The 17,750-nt window shown below is 69.9% G+C and carries 15 protein-coding genes and 1 pseudogene; 11 read left to right on the forward strand and 5 right to left on the reverse strand.

Annotated features, from left to right (window positions below; translation table 11 throughout):
* Together AB4Z01_RS33115 and AB4Z01_RS33120 are read right to left on the reverse strand one after the other, a co-directional pair.
* Positions 1–2,052 (reverse strand): annotated as a pseudogene (locus AB4Z01_RS33115) (hypothetical protein); the annotation flags it as partial.
* A gap of 195 nt (positions 2,053–2,247) precedes the next feature.
* Positions 2,248–3,018 carry a hypothetical protein gene (locus tag AB4Z01_RS33120; protein WP_441700673.1) on the reverse strand — a complete coding sequence of 257 codons (771 nt, stop codon included), beginning with the start codon at positions 3,016–3,018 and terminating at the stop codon, positions 2,248–2,250.
* Between the two features lie 615 nt (positions 3,019–3,633).
* Between AB4Z01_RS33120 and aqpZ the strand changes: the two genes are divergently transcribed.
* The gene (gene aqpZ, locus AB4Z01_RS33125; protein ID WP_441700675.1) at positions 3,634–4,356 is read left to right on the forward strand and encodes an aquaporin Z; all 723 of its coding nucleotides are present in this window, start codon (positions 3,634–3,636) and stop codon (positions 4,354–4,356) included.
* Between the two features lie 31 nt (positions 4,357–4,387).
* Here aqpZ and AB4Z01_RS33130 read toward each other — a convergent pair whose 3' ends face one another.
* Entirely contained in the window at positions 4,388–4,849 is a 462-nt protein-coding gene (locus AB4Z01_RS33130; RefSeq protein WP_441700677.1) for a GNAT family N-acetyltransferase, read from the reverse strand.
* Between the two features lie 104 nt (positions 4,850–4,953).
* On the opposite strand from AB4Z01_RS33130, the gene AB4Z01_RS33135 reads away from it, so the two are divergent.
* The 5 genes from AB4Z01_RS33135 to AB4Z01_RS33155 all read left to right on the forward strand — a co-directional run bounded on the left by AB4Z01_RS33135 (position 4,954) and on the right by AB4Z01_RS33155 (position 12,225).
* Complete coding sequence (locus tag AB4Z01_RS33135; RefSeq protein ID WP_441700679.1) at positions 4,954–6,207, forward strand: winged helix-turn-helix domain-containing protein; 1,254 nt, start codon at positions 4,954–4,956, stop codon at positions 6,205–6,207.
* Positions 6,208–6,313: 106 nt separating this feature from the next.
* Complete coding sequence (locus AB4Z01_RS33140; protein WP_441700681.1) at positions 6,314–7,453, forward strand: alpha-D-ribose 1-methylphosphonate 5-triphosphate diphosphatase; 1,140 nt, start codon at positions 6,314–6,316, stop codon at positions 7,451–7,453.
* A gap of 74 nt (positions 7,454–7,527) precedes the next feature.
* A complete protein-coding gene (locus AB4Z01_RS33145; RefSeq protein ID WP_441700683.1) occupies positions 7,528–8,439 on the forward strand; it encodes a c-type cytochrome in 912 nt (303 codons plus the stop codon).
* A 433-nt stretch (positions 8,440–8,872) separates the two neighbouring features.
* Complete coding sequence (locus tag AB4Z01_RS33150; RefSeq protein WP_441700684.1) at positions 8,873–10,954, forward strand: calcium-binding protein; 2,082 nt, start codon at positions 8,873–8,875, stop codon at positions 10,952–10,954.
* Positions 10,955–11,052: 98 nt separating this feature from the next.
* Positions 11,053–12,225, forward strand: coding sequence for a serine hydrolase domain-containing protein (locus AB4Z01_RS33155; RefSeq protein WP_441700686.1), 1,173 nt, complete (start codon positions 11,053–11,055; stop codon positions 12,223–12,225).
* Positions 12,226–12,277: 52 nt separating this feature from the next.
* On the opposite strand, the gene AB4Z01_RS33160 is transcribed toward AB4Z01_RS33155, so the two are convergent.
* Complete coding sequence (locus tag AB4Z01_RS33160; protein ID WP_441700688.1) at positions 12,278–12,736, reverse strand: c-type cytochrome; 459 nt, start codon at positions 12,734–12,736, stop codon at positions 12,278–12,280.
* A 249-nt stretch (positions 12,737–12,985) separates the two neighbouring features.
* On the opposite strand from AB4Z01_RS33160, the gene ykgO reads away from it, so the two are divergent.
* From ykgO to AB4Z01_RS33180, 4 genes are all read left to right on the forward strand, one after another.
* The gene (gene ykgO / locus AB4Z01_RS33165; RefSeq protein WP_138893229.1) at positions 12,986–13,111 is read left to right on the forward strand and encodes a type B 50S ribosomal protein L36; all 126 of its coding nucleotides are present in this window, start codon (positions 12,986–12,988) and stop codon (positions 13,109–13,111) included.
* Between the two features lie 133 nt (positions 13,112–13,244).
* Positions 13,245–14,732: an FAD-linked oxidase C-terminal domain-containing protein gene (locus AB4Z01_RS33170; protein WP_441700690.1), complete on the forward strand. Its 1,488-nt coding sequence runs from the start codon at positions 13,245–13,247 to the stop codon at positions 14,730–14,732.
* A 246-nt stretch (positions 14,733–14,978) separates the two neighbouring features.
* Complete coding sequence (gene glcE, locus AB4Z01_RS33175; protein ID WP_441700692.1) at positions 14,979–16,154, forward strand: glycolate oxidase subunit GlcE; 1,176 nt, start codon at positions 14,979–14,981, stop codon at positions 16,152–16,154.
* A gap of 69 nt (positions 16,155–16,223) precedes the next feature.
* Positions 16,224–16,478 carry a GlsB/YeaQ/YmgE family stress response membrane protein gene (locus AB4Z01_RS33180; RefSeq protein ID WP_441700693.1) on the forward strand — a complete coding sequence of 85 codons (255 nt, stop codon included), beginning with the start codon at positions 16,224–16,226 and terminating at the stop codon, positions 16,476–16,478.
* Between the two features lie 37 nt (positions 16,479–16,515).
* On the opposite strand, the gene AB4Z01_RS33185 is transcribed toward AB4Z01_RS33180, so the two are convergent.
* Positions 16,516–17,160, reverse strand: a complete 645-nt coding sequence (locus AB4Z01_RS33185; protein ID WP_441700695.1) for a hypothetical protein — start codon at positions 17,158–17,160, stop codon at positions 16,516–16,518.
* Positions 17,161–17,315: 155 nt separating this feature from the next.
* Between AB4Z01_RS33185 and AB4Z01_RS33190 the strand changes: the two genes are divergently transcribed.
* On the forward strand, positions 17,316–17,750 hold a 435-nt coding region (locus AB4Z01_RS33190), incomplete at its 3' end, for a 4Fe-4S dicluster domain-containing protein (protein ID WP_441700697.1).

Raw genomic sequence — 17,750 nt, forward strand, 5'->3', positions numbered from 1 at the left:
GGCCTGGCCCGGCGCGCCGGACCGGACGCCGGCCGGTACGGTCGGCGCGTCCGGGTCGGCCAGCGGCTCGCGCAGGGTCAGAGGCACCGACGGATCGGTCGTCCGCGGCAGGCCCGGCGCCGTGCTCTGGCGCAGGACGGCGGCGTCCGGCACCCTTGGCCGCATCGCGATGTTCATCGCGGTTCCGGGCACGGCGCCGAGGCTCGCCGCGATGATCTCGCCCTTGTTCATGTGCCGGCCCTCGGTCGCCAGCGCCGTCAGCTCGGCGCCGCCGAGATTGACTGCAAGGTCGTTGCCGAACTGGGCGGTCAGGCCCGGGATGGAGAGGCGCTGGCCGGCCGGGGCGGGGGAGCCGGAGCCGGTCCGGCCGGTCCCGGACGTCCCTGTCGCCGCGCCCGAGGTCGTCGTGCTCACCACGTCATCCGCTGTTCCGGCCGCGGCGGTCGTGCCGGTCGCGGCGGTGCTGGTCGCGCTGCTGCCCGCGGTGACCAGGTCGTCGGCCATCGTCGCGGCGGCGGTCGCACGGGTGGCACCAGTGCCTGTCCCGGCGGTGGCGATGTCGTCGGCCAGCCCACCGGAGGCGAGGTCGTCGGCCAGTCCGCCGGAGGCGAGGTCGTCGACCGTGCCGGCGGCGGTGCGGCCGGCGGCGGACGTGGCCGCCGGAACCGCATCATCGGCTGCCGCCACGGCCGGAATGACCCGGTGGATCGGAATGGTCCCGGCGAAGAAACCGGCAACCGGCGCGACACCCAGGTTGATGCCTTCGCGAGCCAGCGCCTGCAGCACCTGATCGCCGCCCTCGGCAGTGAACAGCTTGTCATCGAAGGCCAGCCGCGTGGCTTCGGAGGTGATCTGGCCCGTGCCGTTGATCACCTGCCCGAACGTCCCGCCGGTGCCGGAGGCGATGCCCTGCTGCAGGAGGACAGGCAGCGAGGAGCTGGTGAGCCGCGTGCCGATGGCGGTGGAGATCTTGATGCCGCCCGCGGTGGCGCCCCCGGTGGCGACCGACGATACGGCATCGATCGTCGTGTCCTTGAGCGTCGATTTGAGATGATCGCCGCTGACGCCGAAACCGTCACCGCCGCCGCCGAGCGCGTCGATGCCGAGGCCGATAAGAGAGCTGTGGCCGTCGCCGTACATGTCCTTGCCGTTGAGGGTGGACCTGATGTCGCCGGCGGCGTCGATCCCTTCATAGGCGGCGAAGGCCGCGCCCGTACCGATGGCGGCCCCCACCGCCATGCCGGCGCCGAAGCCGATCGCGGGGTTCATGCTGATCGCGGTTGCCGCGAGCCCGACCGTGGTGGCCACCACCACGCGGCCGACCTCGTCGATCGTGTTCCAGGTTTCCTCGCTGTCCTGGAAGTCCTCGGCGTAGCGCTGGAACTCGGAATCATAGTCGCCCAGCGCCGCCTTGATCTCGACGGAATAGGCCTGCTGCGACATCGGAGTGGTCTTGTCCTTCCGGCGCAGGTCGTTCAGCTTGTCGAGCCTGCCCTGGAGGAAGTTCTCGAAGTCGTCGCCCGCCCCGCCGCCGGTGACGAAGTCCCAGCCTTCGTGCAGCAGGCTGTGGTCGTCGACCGTGCTCCTGACCTTCTTCAGCGTGCCTTCGATCTGATCGATCGTCTTGCCGAGCTGCTCGCGGCGCATCTCGGTGTCGATGTCGGTCAGCGCCTCGCGGCTGGCCTGCGCCAGCCGGTCCGTGCCGGCGGCCCAGCCGTTGATCAGCTGCAGCCTGGCCTGGTCCTCGGGCTTCAGGTTCAGCTTGCCCGAACCATCGGTCTTGTCTTTGACCGTGGCGCGCAGTTCGTCCGCAAGCGCGGTGCGCACCGCGTCCCAGTTGGCGCCGCTCGCCTTGCGGTCCGGCGCCGCGGTCTGATCGTAGCGGGCCGCTGCGGTGATCAGCGTGGCGGTTTCGGCGCGGATCGGAAGCGCCGCTGCCGGCGGTGCGGTGCGGGCGCGCTGCACCGCGTCGGCGAAGGCAATCCCGCCCGACGCGGATCTTCTGCCGAACCGGGACGGAGCGGTGCCAAGCGAATCGATGCGGGGTGACATGAAACGATCCTGTCCGCGAACAAGGGCCGGACCGGGGCAGAGCCGCCGGAGAGACCGGCTCAGCCCTGTTCGACGCCTTCGGTGAAGGTGCCGACGCCCTCCCGCGAGATCCCGAGCTTCTCCGCCACCGCCAGGATGCCGGTGTCGATCCCGATGTCGAGGCTGACGCCGCTGCCGGTCGGATCCTGCAGGGCCTCAATAACTCTGGACGTCCCGCGGAACGTCCTTGCTGATGGGAAGCTGGTCGCGCGGGATGCCAAGCTTCTTCCCCACTCCCCAGATGTCGTAGTCGATTTGCGTGTCGATGTTCTTGTCGCCGGCCGTCCAGTTTCTCTCGGCCAGTGGCTTCAGGGCGTTCGTCTGCAGGTCCTTGTTGTCCCCAGCGACCCTGTGGACATAGGCACTGATGATCTGCTGCCGATAGGGGCCATTGTTCTTGTCGTCGAAGGACTGCGGCAGAAGCTTTGTCACGGCATCGAGCGGATCTTTGGCGCTGTTGACGTAGTCGTTGATCCACTGGCTGCGGGTCTTGTCATCCGGCGCAGTCTTCAGGCTGGCCGCGAACTTCTCGGGCGACGAGGTGTCGGGCTGGGCGGGCGCGTCCGAAGCCGGCTTCTCCGACGGGACCGGGAGCATGACGAAATCCGGGGTCAGGTCCCCCTCATGATAGGTCTGGATCAGATCCGGGTTGGCGATCTGGTCGTTCAGCGCCACCACGCTCGCATTGATATCCTGGGGCGCGATGCCGGCCTCCGTGGCCATGCGCCACTGCGAATCGCCGGCCTCGGGCACCGCCACGGTGCCCTTGCTGAGCAGATCCTGGGCATCCTTGAGGCCATGCTGCGTGGCCAGGCCGTTCAGCGTCTGCTGCCATTGCTGCTGCTGGGCCGCGGACACCTCGTGGGCCTTGCCGTCCTTTCCCACCAGCGCGAACTTGTTGTCCTTAAAGGTCACGGTGAGCGACATCGACACCTCCACACACTGGGCGCCCCAACAGGCAGGCTCTGGCCTGCTCGGCGTCGGCCGATGAGGGCCGCACGTTGTTTTTTCGGCCTAGGCCAGGACAGAATTCCGGATTTGCCCCCAGAATGTCTACAGCAACCCCGGATGAAGGGGAATGTTCCGTAACGTTTATGGCCGTTCGGTGGCAGCAAGGCGCTGTTCTCGTTCCGCAAGTCCCGGGCGTGTAGAGGTCCGGTCCTTGCCGTCTTCGGTTCGAGCAGGCGGATCTGTTCCGGCCGGCTGCGTCGCGGGTTCGGAGTATCCAACCCATCGTTGCATCGATACATCCTTTCAGCCGGACCGATTGGATCAAGGGCGACATTAATGCTTCGATAGGATTAAGAGGACTACCCTCATGTCCAAGTTGTGAACTCATGAAATCTGGGCGTGAGCGCTCCGCAACCGTAACCAGATGGTCGATCATCCTCCGGCTTTTATGCAGACTGTTGCGGCCGATCTTAGAAAAAGGATTAAATCGCGACAAAGACATTTAATTGCGGAATAATACATGAAATCGTAGATTGAATTTTGATTCTCCTCGCCATCAGCGGCGACGGAGATCGAATGGAGGGAACCTCTATGCTCAAGCGAGTCCTTGCCGAGGCGTTGGGGACGTTTTGGCTCGTCCTCGGCGGTTGCGGCACTGCGGTCCTGGCCGGATCGCATGTCGGGTTCGGCGGCGTCGCCGCAGCCTTCGGCCTCACCGTATTGACCGGCGCCTTCGCCCTGGGCCGGATCTCCGGCGGTCACTTCAATCCTGCGGTCACGGTGGGGCTGTGGGCCGCGGGGAAGACCGGTTCGGGCGACGTCGTGCCCTATGTCGTGGCCCAGGTGGTCGGCGCGATCATCGCGGCCTGGGTCATCTTCATCATCGCCTCCGGCAATCCCGCCTTCGACATCACCAAGGGTTTCGCCCTGAACGGCTACGGCGCCGGGTCGCCGGACGGCTACGGCCTGACGGCAGCCCTGGTCACCGAGGTCGTGCTGACGGCGGTGTTCCTCGTCGTCATCGTCGGCGTCGTCAGCAGCCCGGCGACCGCGCCCTTCGCGCCGATCGCGATCGGCCTGGCGCTGACGCTGATCCATCTGATCTCGATCCCGGTCACCAACACCTCGGTCAACCCGGCACGCAGCACCGGCGTGGCGGTGATCGCCCAGGGCCTGGCGCTGGGGCAGCTCTGGCTGTTCTGGGTCGCGCCGATCGTCGGCGGCTTGATCGGCGGCCTGGTCGGCCGCTTCCTGACCCAGCCCGAAGCCGCGATCGGCGTGGCCCCGACCATCCCGGGCGCTCCGGCGGAGTAAGCCGAAGCTGGACTGACGCTCCGCCGGAGCGTCAGTCCAGCGCTTTCTCCATGAACAAGCTCAGCGGGTCGGGCCCGTAGCCGCCGAACGGGCCGCAGTCGCGGTAGCCGAAGCGGCGGTACAGGCCGATCGCCTCCGGCTGGTGGATGCCGGTCTCCAGCTGGATGAGCCGGACGCCGAGGCCGCGGGCCTCGTCCTCGATCCGGGCCAGCAGGTCGCGGCCGACCTTCAGCCCGCGGGTCGCGGGATCGACGAACATCCGCTTCAGCTCGGCTTGGCCGTTGCCGCTGACCCGCAGCGCGCCGCAGCCGACCACCCGGCCCTCGCGCCGGGCCACGAAGAACCGCATCTCCGGCTGCTCCAGCGAGGCGATATCGAGCATGTGGTTGCTCTCGGCCGGATACAGGCTGGCCATCAGGGCGTCCGATTGCCGGATCAGGTCCAGCACCGCATCCTGGCGCGGCGGCTCCGGGGCGATGAGGGTGGCGGTCACTATGGCAAGCCTCGGTCGTTTCGCCTCGACTATAACCGGCGACGGCGACGCGCGAAGGGCTTTCCTCTTGCCCGGCCCCGGGCAGCTATGTTCTCGTATCGTTCATGGCCGACTCCACTCCGCTCACCATCGCCAACCCCGACGCCCGGCGCCTGTTCCTCGATCTGCACGGCCTGTCCGATTCGCCGCTCGGCCGGCTGACGGCGGAGGGCTGCCAGGCGGTGGTGGACCGCATCGGCTTCGTCCAGGTCGACAGCATCAACACGGTCGAGCGGGCGCATCACATGATCCTGTTCGCCCGCCGCCACGGCTATGCCCAGACCCAGCTGCCGCGGCTGGTGGAGAAGACCCGCGGCCTGTTCGAGGGCTGGACCCACGATGCCTCGCTGATCCCCACCCGGTTCTTCCCCTATTGGTCGCGGCGCTTCGCCGATGTGCAGGCGCGCGCCGCCACCAGCCGCTGGTGGACCGAGGCCGGGCCGGATTTCCCGAAGGTGCTGCAGCAGGTGCGCGAGCGGGTGGCGACGGAAGGGCCGCTCTTGACCCGCAGCTTCGAGGAGGAGCGGCAGCGCCCCTCCGGCGGCTGGTGGGACTGGACGCCGTCGAAGATGGCGCTGGAGTTCCTGTGGCGCACCGGCGTGCTGGCGGTGGCGCGGCGCGAAGGCTTCCAGAAGGTCTACGACCTGACCGAGCGGGTGATCCCGGAGCCGCATCGCGGCCCGGCGCCGGATCCCGAAGCGGTGGTCGACTGGGCGTGCCGCTCGGCGCTGGAGCGGCTGGGCATGGCCCGGCCGGGCGAGATCGCCGGCTTCTGGGACCTGATCACCATCCGCGAGGCGGAGCAGTGGTGCGACCGGCTGACCCGGCGCGGCGATCTCCGCGTCGTCCATGTCCAGGGTGCCGACGGCAAGACCACGTCGGCCTTCGCCTTCGCCGACATCGAGGACCGGCTGGCCAAGGCCGCGCCGGCGCCGGATGTGCTGCGGGTGCTGTCGCCCTTCGACCCGGTGATCCGCAACCGCCAGCGGCTGGAGCGGCTGTTCGGCTTCGACTACCGCTTCGAAGCCTTCGTGCCGGAGGCGAAGCGCCGCTGGGGCTACTACGTCTTCCCGATCCTGGAGGGCGACCGCCTGGTCGGCCGGATCGACATGCGGGCCAGGCGCGACAGCGGCGACCTTGCCGTCGCCGGGCTGTGGTGGGAGCCGAAGGTGCGGTCCAGCAAGGCGCGGCAGCGCCGGCTGGAGACGCAACTGGACCGCATCCGCCGCTTCGCCGGGGTCGAGCGCGTGACCTGGCCGGAGGCCAAATCGTCGCTGTCATCCGCGAGTCATCAAAGGGTCGCAAAGCGCGGGGCATAAGGGCGCCGCGCGAGGGCCGGCGTTGCGATGCCGGCCCTCGCGCCCATATAAGGCCGCGCGGGCACGCCCGTCGGACCGATCGCGAAGTGGAAGAGAAGGACGGGGTATGGCGGGGGATCTGATCGTCGCCCATGCGCGGATCGTGACCGCGGAGGCCGTGCTGACCGGCAGTGTCGCCGTCGCCGGCGGGCGGATCGCCGATCTCGACCGCGATGAGGCCAGCCCGCCCGGCGCCGTCGATTTCGAGGGCGACTACCTGCTGCCCGGCCTGGTCGAACTGCACACCGACCATCTCGAGCGCCACTATACGCCGCGGCCCGGCGTGCGCTGGCCGGCGGTGACCGCGGTGATGGCGCATGACGCCCAGGTCGCCGCGGCCGGCATCACCACCGTGTTCGACGCGCTGGCGCTGGTCGGCGGCCGCAACGGCGAGGACCGGCTGGAGACGCTGCGGCCGATGGTCGACGGCATCCGCCAGGCCCAGTCCGGCGGCATGCTGCGGGCCGAGCATTTCCTGCATCTGCGCTGCGAGGTCACCGAGGCGCATGTGCTGCAGCTGTTCGAGCCGTTCCGCGACGACCCGCTGGTGCAGTTCATGTCGGTGATGGACCACGCCCCCGGCCACCGCCAGTTCTCCGACCTCGTCAAGTACCGCGAGATCTACAAGGGCATGCTCGGCATGACCGACGAGCAGATCGACGCCCAGACGGCCGAGCGGATCGCCGCCTCGCGCACTCATGGCATCACCAACCGCGACGCCCTGGCCGCGATCGGCCGCGGCCGCGGCCTGCCGATTGCCAGCCATGACGACGAGACCGTCGCCCATGTCGAGGAGGCGGCGGCGCTGGGCATGGTGGTGTCGGAGTTCCCGACCACACTGGCCGCCGCCCGCGCCGCGCGCCAGCATGGGCTGCAGATCCTGATGGGCGCGCCCAACCTGGTCCGCGGCGGCTCCCATTCCGGCAATGTCTCGGCCGGCGAGCTGGCGCGCGAGGGGCTGGTCGACATCCTGTCCTCGGACTATGTCCCGGTCAGCCTGCTGCACGGCGCCTTCACCCTGGCCGAGGGCGGCATCGCCCTGCCGCAGGCGCTGGCGACGGTCACGATCAACCCGGCCCGCGCCGCCGGCCTCGAGGATCGCGGCCGGATCGAGCCCGGGCTGCGCGCCGACCTGCTGCGCGTCCGGCTGGTCGACGGCGTGCCGGTGGTCCGCGCGGTGTGGCGCGAGGGCGAAAGAGTCGCATGACACCGGAGTAGCAGGCTGGGGCGAAGGGTCGGGTTATAAGGGCTGAATCGCCTGTTCGCGTTCCGGAGGCCAGCATGCGTCCGTTCCCGGTTCTGATGGCCTTTGGCCTGTTGCTCGCTTTCGGATCGGCTGCCGCGGCCCAGACGGCAGACCCGGCCGCACCTGCCACGGCCGCGCCCGACCCGTCCTCTCCCGACCCTGTGGTGCGCGGCGCCTACATCTTCGCCGCCGGCGGCTGCGCCGCCTGCCACACCGCGGCCGGGGATGCCGCCAAGCCGCTGGCCGGCGGCCGGGCCCTGAAGACGCCCTTCGGCACCTTCTACACCCCGAACCTCACCCCGGACCCCGACACCGGCATCGGCAAGTGGAGCGAGGCGGATTTCCGCCGGGCCCTGCGCCAGGGCGTGTCGCCGGCGGGCGAGGACTACTACCCGGCCTTCCCCTACACCTCCTATACCGGCATCACCGACCGCGACCTGTCCGACCTGTGGGCCTATCTGCGCAGCGTCCCGCCGGTGCAGCAGCCGAACAAGCCACATGAGCTGGGCTGGCCTTATTCCTGGCGCATGCTGCTGCCGGGCTGGCGCCTGCTGAACTTCGCCGAGGGGCCGTTCCTGGTGCCGGCCGGGCAATCCGCCGAGTGGTATCGCGGCGCCTATCTGGTCCGCGTGCTCGGCCATTGCGGCGAATGCCACACGCCGCGCGACATGCTGGGCGGGCTGAACTGGTACAGCCCCTTCACCGGCAACCCCGAGGCGCCGGAAGGCACGGGCAAGATCCCGAACATCACCCCGGACCCGGAGCACGGCATCGGCGAGTGGAGCGACAAGGACATCGCCTATTACCTGGAGACCGGCGCCACCCCCGACGGCGACTTCGCCGGCGGCGCCATGGTCGAGGTGATCCGGAACGACACCAGCAAGCTGGTTCCCGCCGACCGCGAGGCGATCGCCACCTATCTCAAGAGCCTGAAGCCGCTGCCGTGACGGCCAAGCGGAGCGGCGAACTCATGTTGCAGGCGACACATATGTGCTTTCATGTGACAAATCATGAAAGAAAATTGTCATCCTCGGGCTTGACCCGAGGATCCAGGGGCCGCGAGAGCGGCTCTCGGTGCCCCCTGGATTGCCCGGTCAAGCCGGGCAATGACAGAAAAGGGGAGGAACGCTGTGGTCTCTGAAACTTGGATTCGGAGCCCTTGACGGCCAAGCGGAGCGATGGTTTCGGTCCGGAAAATCACTTATAGTGTCGCGATTCGCGCAATTTTAGGAACATTTCCGCTGTATTGAGCGGCGCCGCCATTTCCATCCGGCGCCTTCCGCCTTCACCCGCGACATGCCGCCCTGGCAGCGAGCACGGCCGAGACCGTTCCGCTGTGCCCATGGCGTGCCGCCCTGCATTCGATCGGAGAGCGATACCGTGACCACCTACACCGGCACCGTTGATCCCGACTACATCTATGGCCTTGGCGATTCCGTCGTGGTGCCGCCGGGCGCCAACGCCGTGCAGCTCGACCTGTCGGGCGACGACACGCTGAGCGGGGTCGGCGGTGACGACTTCGTCCTGGCCGGCGCCGGCCAGGATGTCGTCGATGGCGGCGACGGCGCCGATCAGCTCGACGGCGGCACCGGAGACGACCTGCTGCGCGGCGGCCTCGGGCCGGATGCGCTGACCGGCGGCGACGGCGTCGACACGGCCGACTACAGCACCAGCGGCAAGTCGGTGACGGTGGATCTCTATCTGGGCACCGGTTCGGCCGGCGATGCCGAGGGCGACACCCTGGCCGGGATCGAGAACGTCACCGGCAGCGCCGGCGACGACACCCTCTACGGCGATACCGCCGACAACCAGCTGTCCGGGCAGGCCGGGGACGACCTGCTGGTCGGTGACGAGGGTGCCGACACGCTGACCGGCGGCGACGGCGACGACATGCTCGCGGGGGATTTCGAGCCGGGCTCCGGCAGCTGTGGCTGCGGCGACGGGCCCGACCTGCTGCAGGGCGGCGCCGGTGACGACACCCTCTATGGCGGCGGCGACGCCGACCGGCTGGAGGGCGGTGCCGGCAACGACCTGATCGGCTACATGGACGGGGCGGAGTACGTCGCCGGCGAGGTCATCGACGGCGGCGACGGCTACGACATCATCGCCTTCACCCCGCTGCCGGGATCGGACACGCTGCTGGTGCTGCAGGGCGCCGCGTTGAGCGGCATCGAGGAGATCGACCTCGGCTTCCCGGGCGGTCCGATCGGCCTGCCGGCGCATCTGATGGTGATCGGCGGGCTGTCCAACCTGCTGATCGTCGGCAGCGACGACCGCAACGTGGTCACCGCCGGCGACGGCAACGACACGGTCAACGGCCTGGGCGGCGCCGATGTCCTGTTCGGCGGCCTCGGCAATGACAGGCTCGACGGCGGCGCCGCGGCGGACCAGCTCGACGGCGGTGCCGGCGACGACGTGCTGATCGGGGGCGCCGGCGCCGATGCCCTGGCCGGCGGCGCCGGGATCGACACCGCCCTCTATGCCTCGACCGGCGCGGTGGCGATCGACCTGCTGGCGCACACCGCCTCGGGCGGCGACGCCACCGGCGACACGCTGACCGGGATCGAGAACGTCTACGGCACGAGCCTCGCCGACACCCTGGGCGGCGACGACGGCCGCAACATCCTCGCCGGCCGGTCCGGCGACGACGTTCTGGCCGGGCGCGGCGGCGACGATTCGCTCTCCGGCGAGGGCGGCAATGACAGCCTCGACGGCGGCGACGGTGCCGACCGGCTGGTCGGCGGCGACGGCGTGGACACCATCCATGGCGGCGCCGGCAATGATTCGGTCGATGCCGGCACCGGTGACGACAAGGTCTTCGGCGAGGCTGGTCACGACAGCCTTCTGGGCGGCGCCGGCGCTGACGAGATCGACGGCGGCGACGGCAACGACACGATCGAAGGGGGCGCCGGGTCCGACACCATCGTCGGCGGCGCCGGCATCGACACGGCCAGCTATGCCGGCTCGGCCGCCGCGGTGGCGGTCGACCTGGCGACCGGCGCCAATTCGGGTGGCGACGCCGCGGGCGATTCGCTGGCCGGCATCGAACAGGTGATCGGATCGGCCCAGTCCGACGCGCTGAGCGGCGACGCCAACGCCAACACGCTCTGGGGCATGGCCGGCGACGACGTGCTCACCGGCGGCGGCTGGGGCGATGCGCTGAAGGGCGGGGCCGGCAACGACCGCTTCGTCTACACGGCGCTGTCCGACAGCGCCGCGTCGGGCCTCGGCAAGGATGTCATCGCCGACTTCTCGACCGGGGACAAGATCGACCTGTCGGCGATCGGCATCGATTTCAGCATCGGCACCGGCGGCTTCACCGGCCATGCGGGCGAGATCCGCATCGTCACCGCCGGGTCGATCCAGGTGGTCTATGCCGACGGCAACGGCGACAAGGTGGCGGATTTCGCCATCAACGTCATCTCCGACCACACCCTCACCGTGGCGGACTTCGTGCTGTAGGGGGCGATCACCCCCGTGCGCTCCTGCGCCGACTTCGTCTAGTGTAGGGCCGTCGCCCCCAGGCGGCGGCCCCCCGGGGCGAAGAAACAGGGACGGCGATGGTGATCGAGCTGCAGATGAACGAGCCGGCGCCCGAGGCGACGCTCGCCAACTGGCGCCAGGCGCCCTACAGCCGCTGGGGCTTCCGCAACGTCCGCCGGCTGGTGCCGGTGGCCGAGATTTCCCGCGGCGACTTCGCCGCCTGCCTGAAGCCCGGGCCGGCGCTGGATCTGGACCGCATCGCGGTGCCGGGGCAGGGCGGGTCGGTGGCCCGGCTGATGGCCGACAGCGACACCGACGGCATCCTGGTGCTGCATCGCGGCGCGATGGTGGCCGAGCACTACGCCCCCGGGATGGACCCGAAGACGCAGCACATCGTCTTTTCGATCAGCAAGTCGATCACCGGCCTGATCGCCGGCATCCTGGTCGGTCGCGGCCAACTCGACCCCGCGGCGCCGGTGACGGCCTATGTGCCGGAGGCGGCGGGGTCGGCCTATGCCGGCGCCACCGTCCGCCATGTGCTGGACATGACGGTCGGCATCCGCTTCGTCGAGGATTATGTCGACCCGGCCGGCGACGTCGCCCGCTACCGCGTCGCCATGGGCTGGAACCCGCCCAGCGAGGTGGCGCGGGACAACGACCTGCACGGCTTCATCGCCCGCCTGCCGGCCGACGGCAGCAGGCACGGCGAGACCTTCCACTACGTCTCGCCCAACTCCGACATGCTGGGCGGGATCTGTGAGCGCGCCTCGGGCATGCGCTTCGCCGCGCTGATGTCCGAGCTGCTGTGGCGGCCGATGTGGGCGGAGGCGGACGGCTATGTCACGCTCGACCGGCTGGGCGCGCCGCGCACCGCCGGCGGCATCGGCATGACCCTGCGCGACCTGGCCCGGATCGGCGAGCTGATGCGGCGGGACGGCCGCGTCGGCGGCATCCAGGTGGTGCCGAAGGCCTGGGTCGACGACATCCTCGACAACGGCGACCCGCAGGCCTGGGCGCGCGGCGACCTGGCGCAGCTGGCGCCGCAGGGGCGCTACCGCAGCCAATGGTATGTGCTGGGGCCGGGCCGCGACGTTGTCTGCGGCATCGGCATCCACGGCCAGTGGATCTATGTCGACCGCGCGGCGGAACTGGTCATCGCCAAGATGTCGTCGCAGCCCGCGGCCGTCGACGACGCGCTCGACCACCGGCTGCTGGCCGGCTTCCGGGCGATCGCGCAGGCTTTGGGGTAGGCAAGGAAGGACCCGAGGCCGGAAGCCTCGGGTCTCGTGCGGTCGGTGACCGTCAGCTCTTCTTCACCCGATAGGTCTCATGGCAGGCGCCACAGGCCTGGCCGACCGCGGGGAAGGCGGCCTTCACCTTGGCGGCGTTGCCTTCCTGGGCGGCGGCGTCCAGTGCCGCGATGGCGTCCTGGGCCCCCTTCACCTTGGTCTGGAAATCGGCCCAGTTGGTCCAGATCTCCGGCTTGGCCGCGCTCTTGCCGACGCCGACCGCGGTGCCTTCCGGGAACAGGGCCAGCAGGCCGGCGCTGGTCGCCTTCATCTTGCCGGTCGCCGCCTTGACGTCGTCGATCGTGCCCTGGTTGTCGCGCACGAAGCCGGTCAGGGTCTTGGCGCCGGCGCCGAAGGATTTCATCGCATCCTCGCGCTGGGCCACCACCTCCTCGGGCGTCGCGGCCCAGGCGATGGCGGCGCCGCAACTGACGATGGCGGCGGTGATGACGGCAAACTTCAACGAACGCATGGTGCCTCCCCTCGGGTGGGTGCCGGTCCGGCGGTGATGGGCGCGAGTATGCTGGAGGAATTATTGCGATCTCCAGCCCGTTTCCGCTCCGGGTTCCGGTTCGCTGCGACGTGTCGCAGGGTTACGCCAGCCATGCGCCACGCGCGTGGTTGACAGGGTGCGGGTCGGCCACTATGGTCCGCGCCTTGAATTCCGGCCCGCGAGCCCGTGCTCCCGGCGGCGCCGGCGCTGCCGCATGGGATATGGATCATGAAAGTCGCGAACTCGCTGAAGACCCTGAAGACCCGCCACCGCGCTTGCCGCGTCGTTCGCCGCAAGGGCCGTGTCTACGTCATCAACAAGGAGAACCCGCGCTTCAAGGCGCGCCAGGGCTGATTTCAGCCGCTCCTTGAGCCGATCGAAGGCCGCGTCCCCGGACGCGGCCTTTTGATTTGCGGCCTTTGGCTTTGGTGGCCGAGCTTGCCGGATCGGCCCGGCCTTCCTATCGTCCGCGGCGGAGGTCCCGCCGATGAAGATGCCAGTCCCCGATGCCGCCATCATGGCGCGCCGCGAGGAGATCGCCGCGGCGCTGCGCGCCATCGTGCCGGGTGAAGGCGTGATCACGGCGGAGAGCGAACGCCGCGCCTATGAATCGGACGGGCTGACCGCCTATCGCACCCTGCCGATGATCGTGGTGCTGCCGTCGACCACCGCGCAGGTCTCGGCGGTGCTGCGCAAATGCCACGAGCTGGGGGTGAAGGTGGTGCCGCGCGGGTCCGGCACCTCGCTGTCCGGCGGCGCCCTGCCGCTCGAGGACGGCGTGCTGCTCGGCCTCGGCAAGTTCAACAAGATGCTGGAGATCGATTTCGACAACCGCTGCGCCCGGGTGCAGCCGGGGGTCACCAATCTCGGCATCACCAACGCCGTCGCCCATGCCGGCTTCTATTACGCGCCCGACCCGTCCAGCCAGATCGCCTGCTCGATCGGCGGCAATGTCGCGGAGAACTCCGGCGGCGTGCACTGCCTGAAATACGGGCTGACCACCAACAATGTGCTGGGGCTGGAGGTGGTGCTGATCGATGGCACCGTGCTGCGCCTTGGCGGCAAGCACCTCGATTCGCCGGGCTACGACCTGCTCGGCGTCCTCACCGGCTCGGAAGGGCTGCTGGCCGTGGTCACCGAGGTCACGGTGCGGCTGCTGCGCCGGCCGGCCACCCAGCGCGCCGTGCTGATGGGCTTCCCGTCATCGGAGGCCGGCGGCGACTGCGTCGCCCGCATCATCGGCGCCGGCATCATCCCCGGCGGGCTGGAGATGATGGACAAGCCGGCGATCCATGCGGCCGAGGCCTTCGTCCATGCCGGCTACCCCCTGGATGTCGAGGCGCTGCTGATCTGCGAGCTGGACGGGCCGGAGGCCGAGGTCGACCACCTGATCGAGCGGGTCGAATCGATCGGCCGCGACTGCGGTGCCACGATCTGCGTGGTCAGCCGCAGCGAGGAGGAGCGGCTGCGCTTCTGGGCCGGGCGCAAGGCCGCCTTCCCGGCGGTCGGTCGGATCAGCCCCGACTATTACTGCATGGACGGCACCATCCCGCGGAAGCGCCTGCCCGAGGTGCTGGCCCGGATGCAGGAGATGTCGCGCCGCCACGGGCTGCGCGTCGCCAATGTCTTCCATGCCGGCGACGGCAACCTGCACCCGCTGATCCTGTACGACGCCAATGTGCCGGGCGAGCTGGAGAAGGCGGAGGAGTTCGGGTCGGACATCCTGCGGCTGTGCGTCGAGGTCGGCGGCGTGCTGACCGGCGAGCACGGCGTCGGGGTCGAGAAGCGCGACCTGATGGAGGTGCAGTTCGGGCCGGAGGACCTGGCGCAGCAGCAGCGGCTGAAATGCGCCTTCGATCCGGACGGGCTGCTCAACCCCGGCAAGGTGTTCCCGACCCTGCACCGCTGCGCCGAGCTCGGCCGGGTGCACATCCACCACGGCGCCACGCGCTTCCCCGACCTGCCGCGCTTCTGATGGCAGGATCTGGTTCATTGATCCCTGTTTTCCTGTCATGCCCGGGCTTGACCCACGGGTGTCCGGTTAAGTTTTTTGGGGTGTGGATGAAGCCACTGATCTCAACTTTTATTGTCATTGCCGGGCTTGACCCGGCAATCCAGGGGCCACTGAGAGCGGTTCTGAAAGCCCCTGGATCCTCGGCTCAAGCCCGAGGATGACAATTAAAATGGAGCAGAGCTCAAGATTGACCGTCCGGTGCAACCGATGACCGAGACGCTGAAGCCCGAGACCGACGACCAGGTGCTCGAGATCGTCCGCTGGGCCCTGGCCGGCGAAGTGCCGCTGGAGCTGGCCGGCCGCGGCAGCAAGCGCGGTTTCGGCCGGCCGGTGCAGGCGGCGCATGCGCTCGACCTCTCCGGCCTCGCCGGGATCGAGGTCTACGAGCCGGAGGAGCTGGTGCTGACCGCCCGTCCCGGCACGCCGATGGCAGAGATCGAGGCGGCGCTGGCGGCAAGCGGCCAGGCCCTGGCCTTCGAGCCGCCGGATCTCGGCCCGCTCTATGGCGGCCCGGCCGATGCCGGCACGCTCGGCGGCGCCGTTGGCTGCAACCTGTCGGGGCCGCGGCGGCTGAAGGCCGGGGCGGCGCGGGATCATGTGCTGGGCATCGAGGCGGTGTCCGGCCGCGGCCAGGCCTTCAGATCCGGCGGACGGGTGGTCAAGAACGTCACCGGCTACGACCTGCCGAAGCTGCTGACCGGCGCCTTCGGTACTCTCGCCGCCATGACCCGGATCACGGTCAAGGTGCTGCCGGCGCCGGAGACGGTGCGCACCCTGGCCATCGCCGGGCTGGGCGACACGGCCGGCGTCGCCGTGCTGACCCGGGCGCTCACCAGCCCCTACGAGGTCTCGGGCGCATCCCATCTGCCGGCCGGCATTCTCGGTGACGAAGCGCGCAGCCTGGTGCGGATCGAGGGCTTCGGCCCGTCGGTCGACAGCCGGGTGGCGTCGCTGTCGCAGCTGCTGGGGGATGCCGGCCCGATCGCGGTGCTCGATCCCGGCGAATCGGTCGATCTGTGGCGCCGGGTCCGCGACGTCGCGCCGTTCGCCGGCGATGACGGCGCGGTGTGGCGGGTGTCGGTGGCGCCGACCGCAGGTCCCGGGATCGCCGCGGCCGCCGGCGGGGCGCACTACTTCGACTGGGGTGGCGGGCTGGTCTGGATCGCGGTCCCCGCGGACGGCGATGCGGGGGCGGCCGCGATCCGTGCGGCAGTCGCGGCCGCGGGCGGCGGCCATGCCACCCTGGTCCGGGCCCCGCCCGGGCTGCGCGCCGCACTGCCGGTGTTCGAGCCGCAGCCGCCGGCGCTGGCAGCGCTGGAGCGCCGCGTGCGTGACTCCTTCGATCCCAAGGGCATCCTGTCGCCGGGGCGGATGATCATTTGAGACAGATCGGAAACCTCGAGCCCGATCGCGCGTTATGAACACGCGCTTCTCTTGCACGGCGGAGGTTCCATGGAATTCCTGTGGATGCTGATCATCGGCTTCGTGGTCGGCCTGGTCGCGAAGTTCCTCATGCCGGGCCGGGACCCCGGCGGCTTCATCATCACGATCCTCTTGGGCATCGCCGGCTCCTTCGTCGGCGGCTGGCTGGGCCGTCAGCTCGGGATCGTGCCCGCGACCGGCTTCGGGCAATTCGCCCTCGCGGTCGTCGGCGCGATCGTGCTGCTGATCATCTATCGGATCATCGCCGGCCGCAGGGCGGCCTGACACCGGTGCGGCCCGGTGACGGGCCGCACCGTTCTCTTCATCGGACCGACTTCGCCAGATGCGCATAGGGCTCGCCGCGGCGCGGCTGCAGCGCCTGCGCCGCATCGGTATCGGCATGGGTGACCCGCAGCGCCGTCGGGACCCCGTCCGCCGCCAGCTCCACCGTCGCGAACACCACCTCGCCGCAGCTGCCGGGCCAGCCGATCGGCCGCAGCCCTGACACGGTGGCCGCCGCATAGGGCGAGCAGTCCGAGGCGACGTCGACGCTCGCCGCCGCCGGCTTGCCGCCGACGAAGCGCCAGACCGCGACCTGCTTTCCGGCCTGGTCGAACACCGCCGCCGGCTCGCCGAATCGGGCCTGCAACGGCGCCAGCGCCTCCTTGGCGCTGCGCGGCCCCCCGGCATCGAAGCGCACGGTCTCGGCCACTGAATACAGCCGGTTGCCCTGGGCCGGCGGGGTGAATTGCAGCAGCAGCGTGCCGTCGCCCGGCCGCGTCGCGGCGACCAGCCCGGTCCAGGGCGCCTCGCCCGGCCCGGCGAAGGTCACGGCCTGTCCGGTAAAGGCGGCGGCCTCCTGCGGCGTCTGCCCCAGGGCGATGTCCTGGGTCACCGGCCCTCCGGCCCAGGCCGTGCCGGACAGGCCCAGCAGGGCCAGGGGCAGGGCGAAGCATAACCGAACCATCGTCATCCTCCCGATCTTTGCCGCCAGCGTACTAACCGGCATGCCGGTTGACAATGCCGGGCGCCGCATCGGCCGGGTTCCCTTGGCGCCGGGCCGCAGGCCATAGGCAGTGCGGGAGATGCGGGCTAATGTCGGCGCAACGACGGAGGGTGCGGGTGCAAACTCATTTCTCGCTGGCGCAGCTGGCCGATCCGGACAATGCGGTGTCGGAGCAGATCCTGCGCAGCTGCGTGCATTGCGGCTTCTGCCTCGCCACCTGCCCGACCTATACGGTGCTGGGCGACGAGCTCGACAGCCCGCGCGGCCGGATCTACCAGATCAAGGTCATGTTGGAAGAAGGGGGGCTGGAGGGCGGCCGCCCGGCGCTGGCCAGCGTCGCCAAGCATCTCGACCGCTGCCTGTCCTGCCTGTCCTGCATGACCACCTGCCCGTCGGGCGTGCATTACATGCACCTCGTCGATCACGGCCGCGCGGTGGTGGAGAAGACCTATCGCCGGCCGCTGGCCGACCGCGCGCTCCGGGCGCTGCTGGCGACGGTGCTGCCGCGGCCGCGGCTGTTCCGGCTGGCGCTGGCCGGCGCGATCGCGGCC

It is taken from the genome of Inquilinus sp. YAF38, assembly GCF_052113205.1.
In the GTDB taxonomy this organism is placed as follows: domain Bacteria; phylum Pseudomonadota; class Alphaproteobacteria; order DSM-16000; family Inquilinaceae; genus Inquilinus.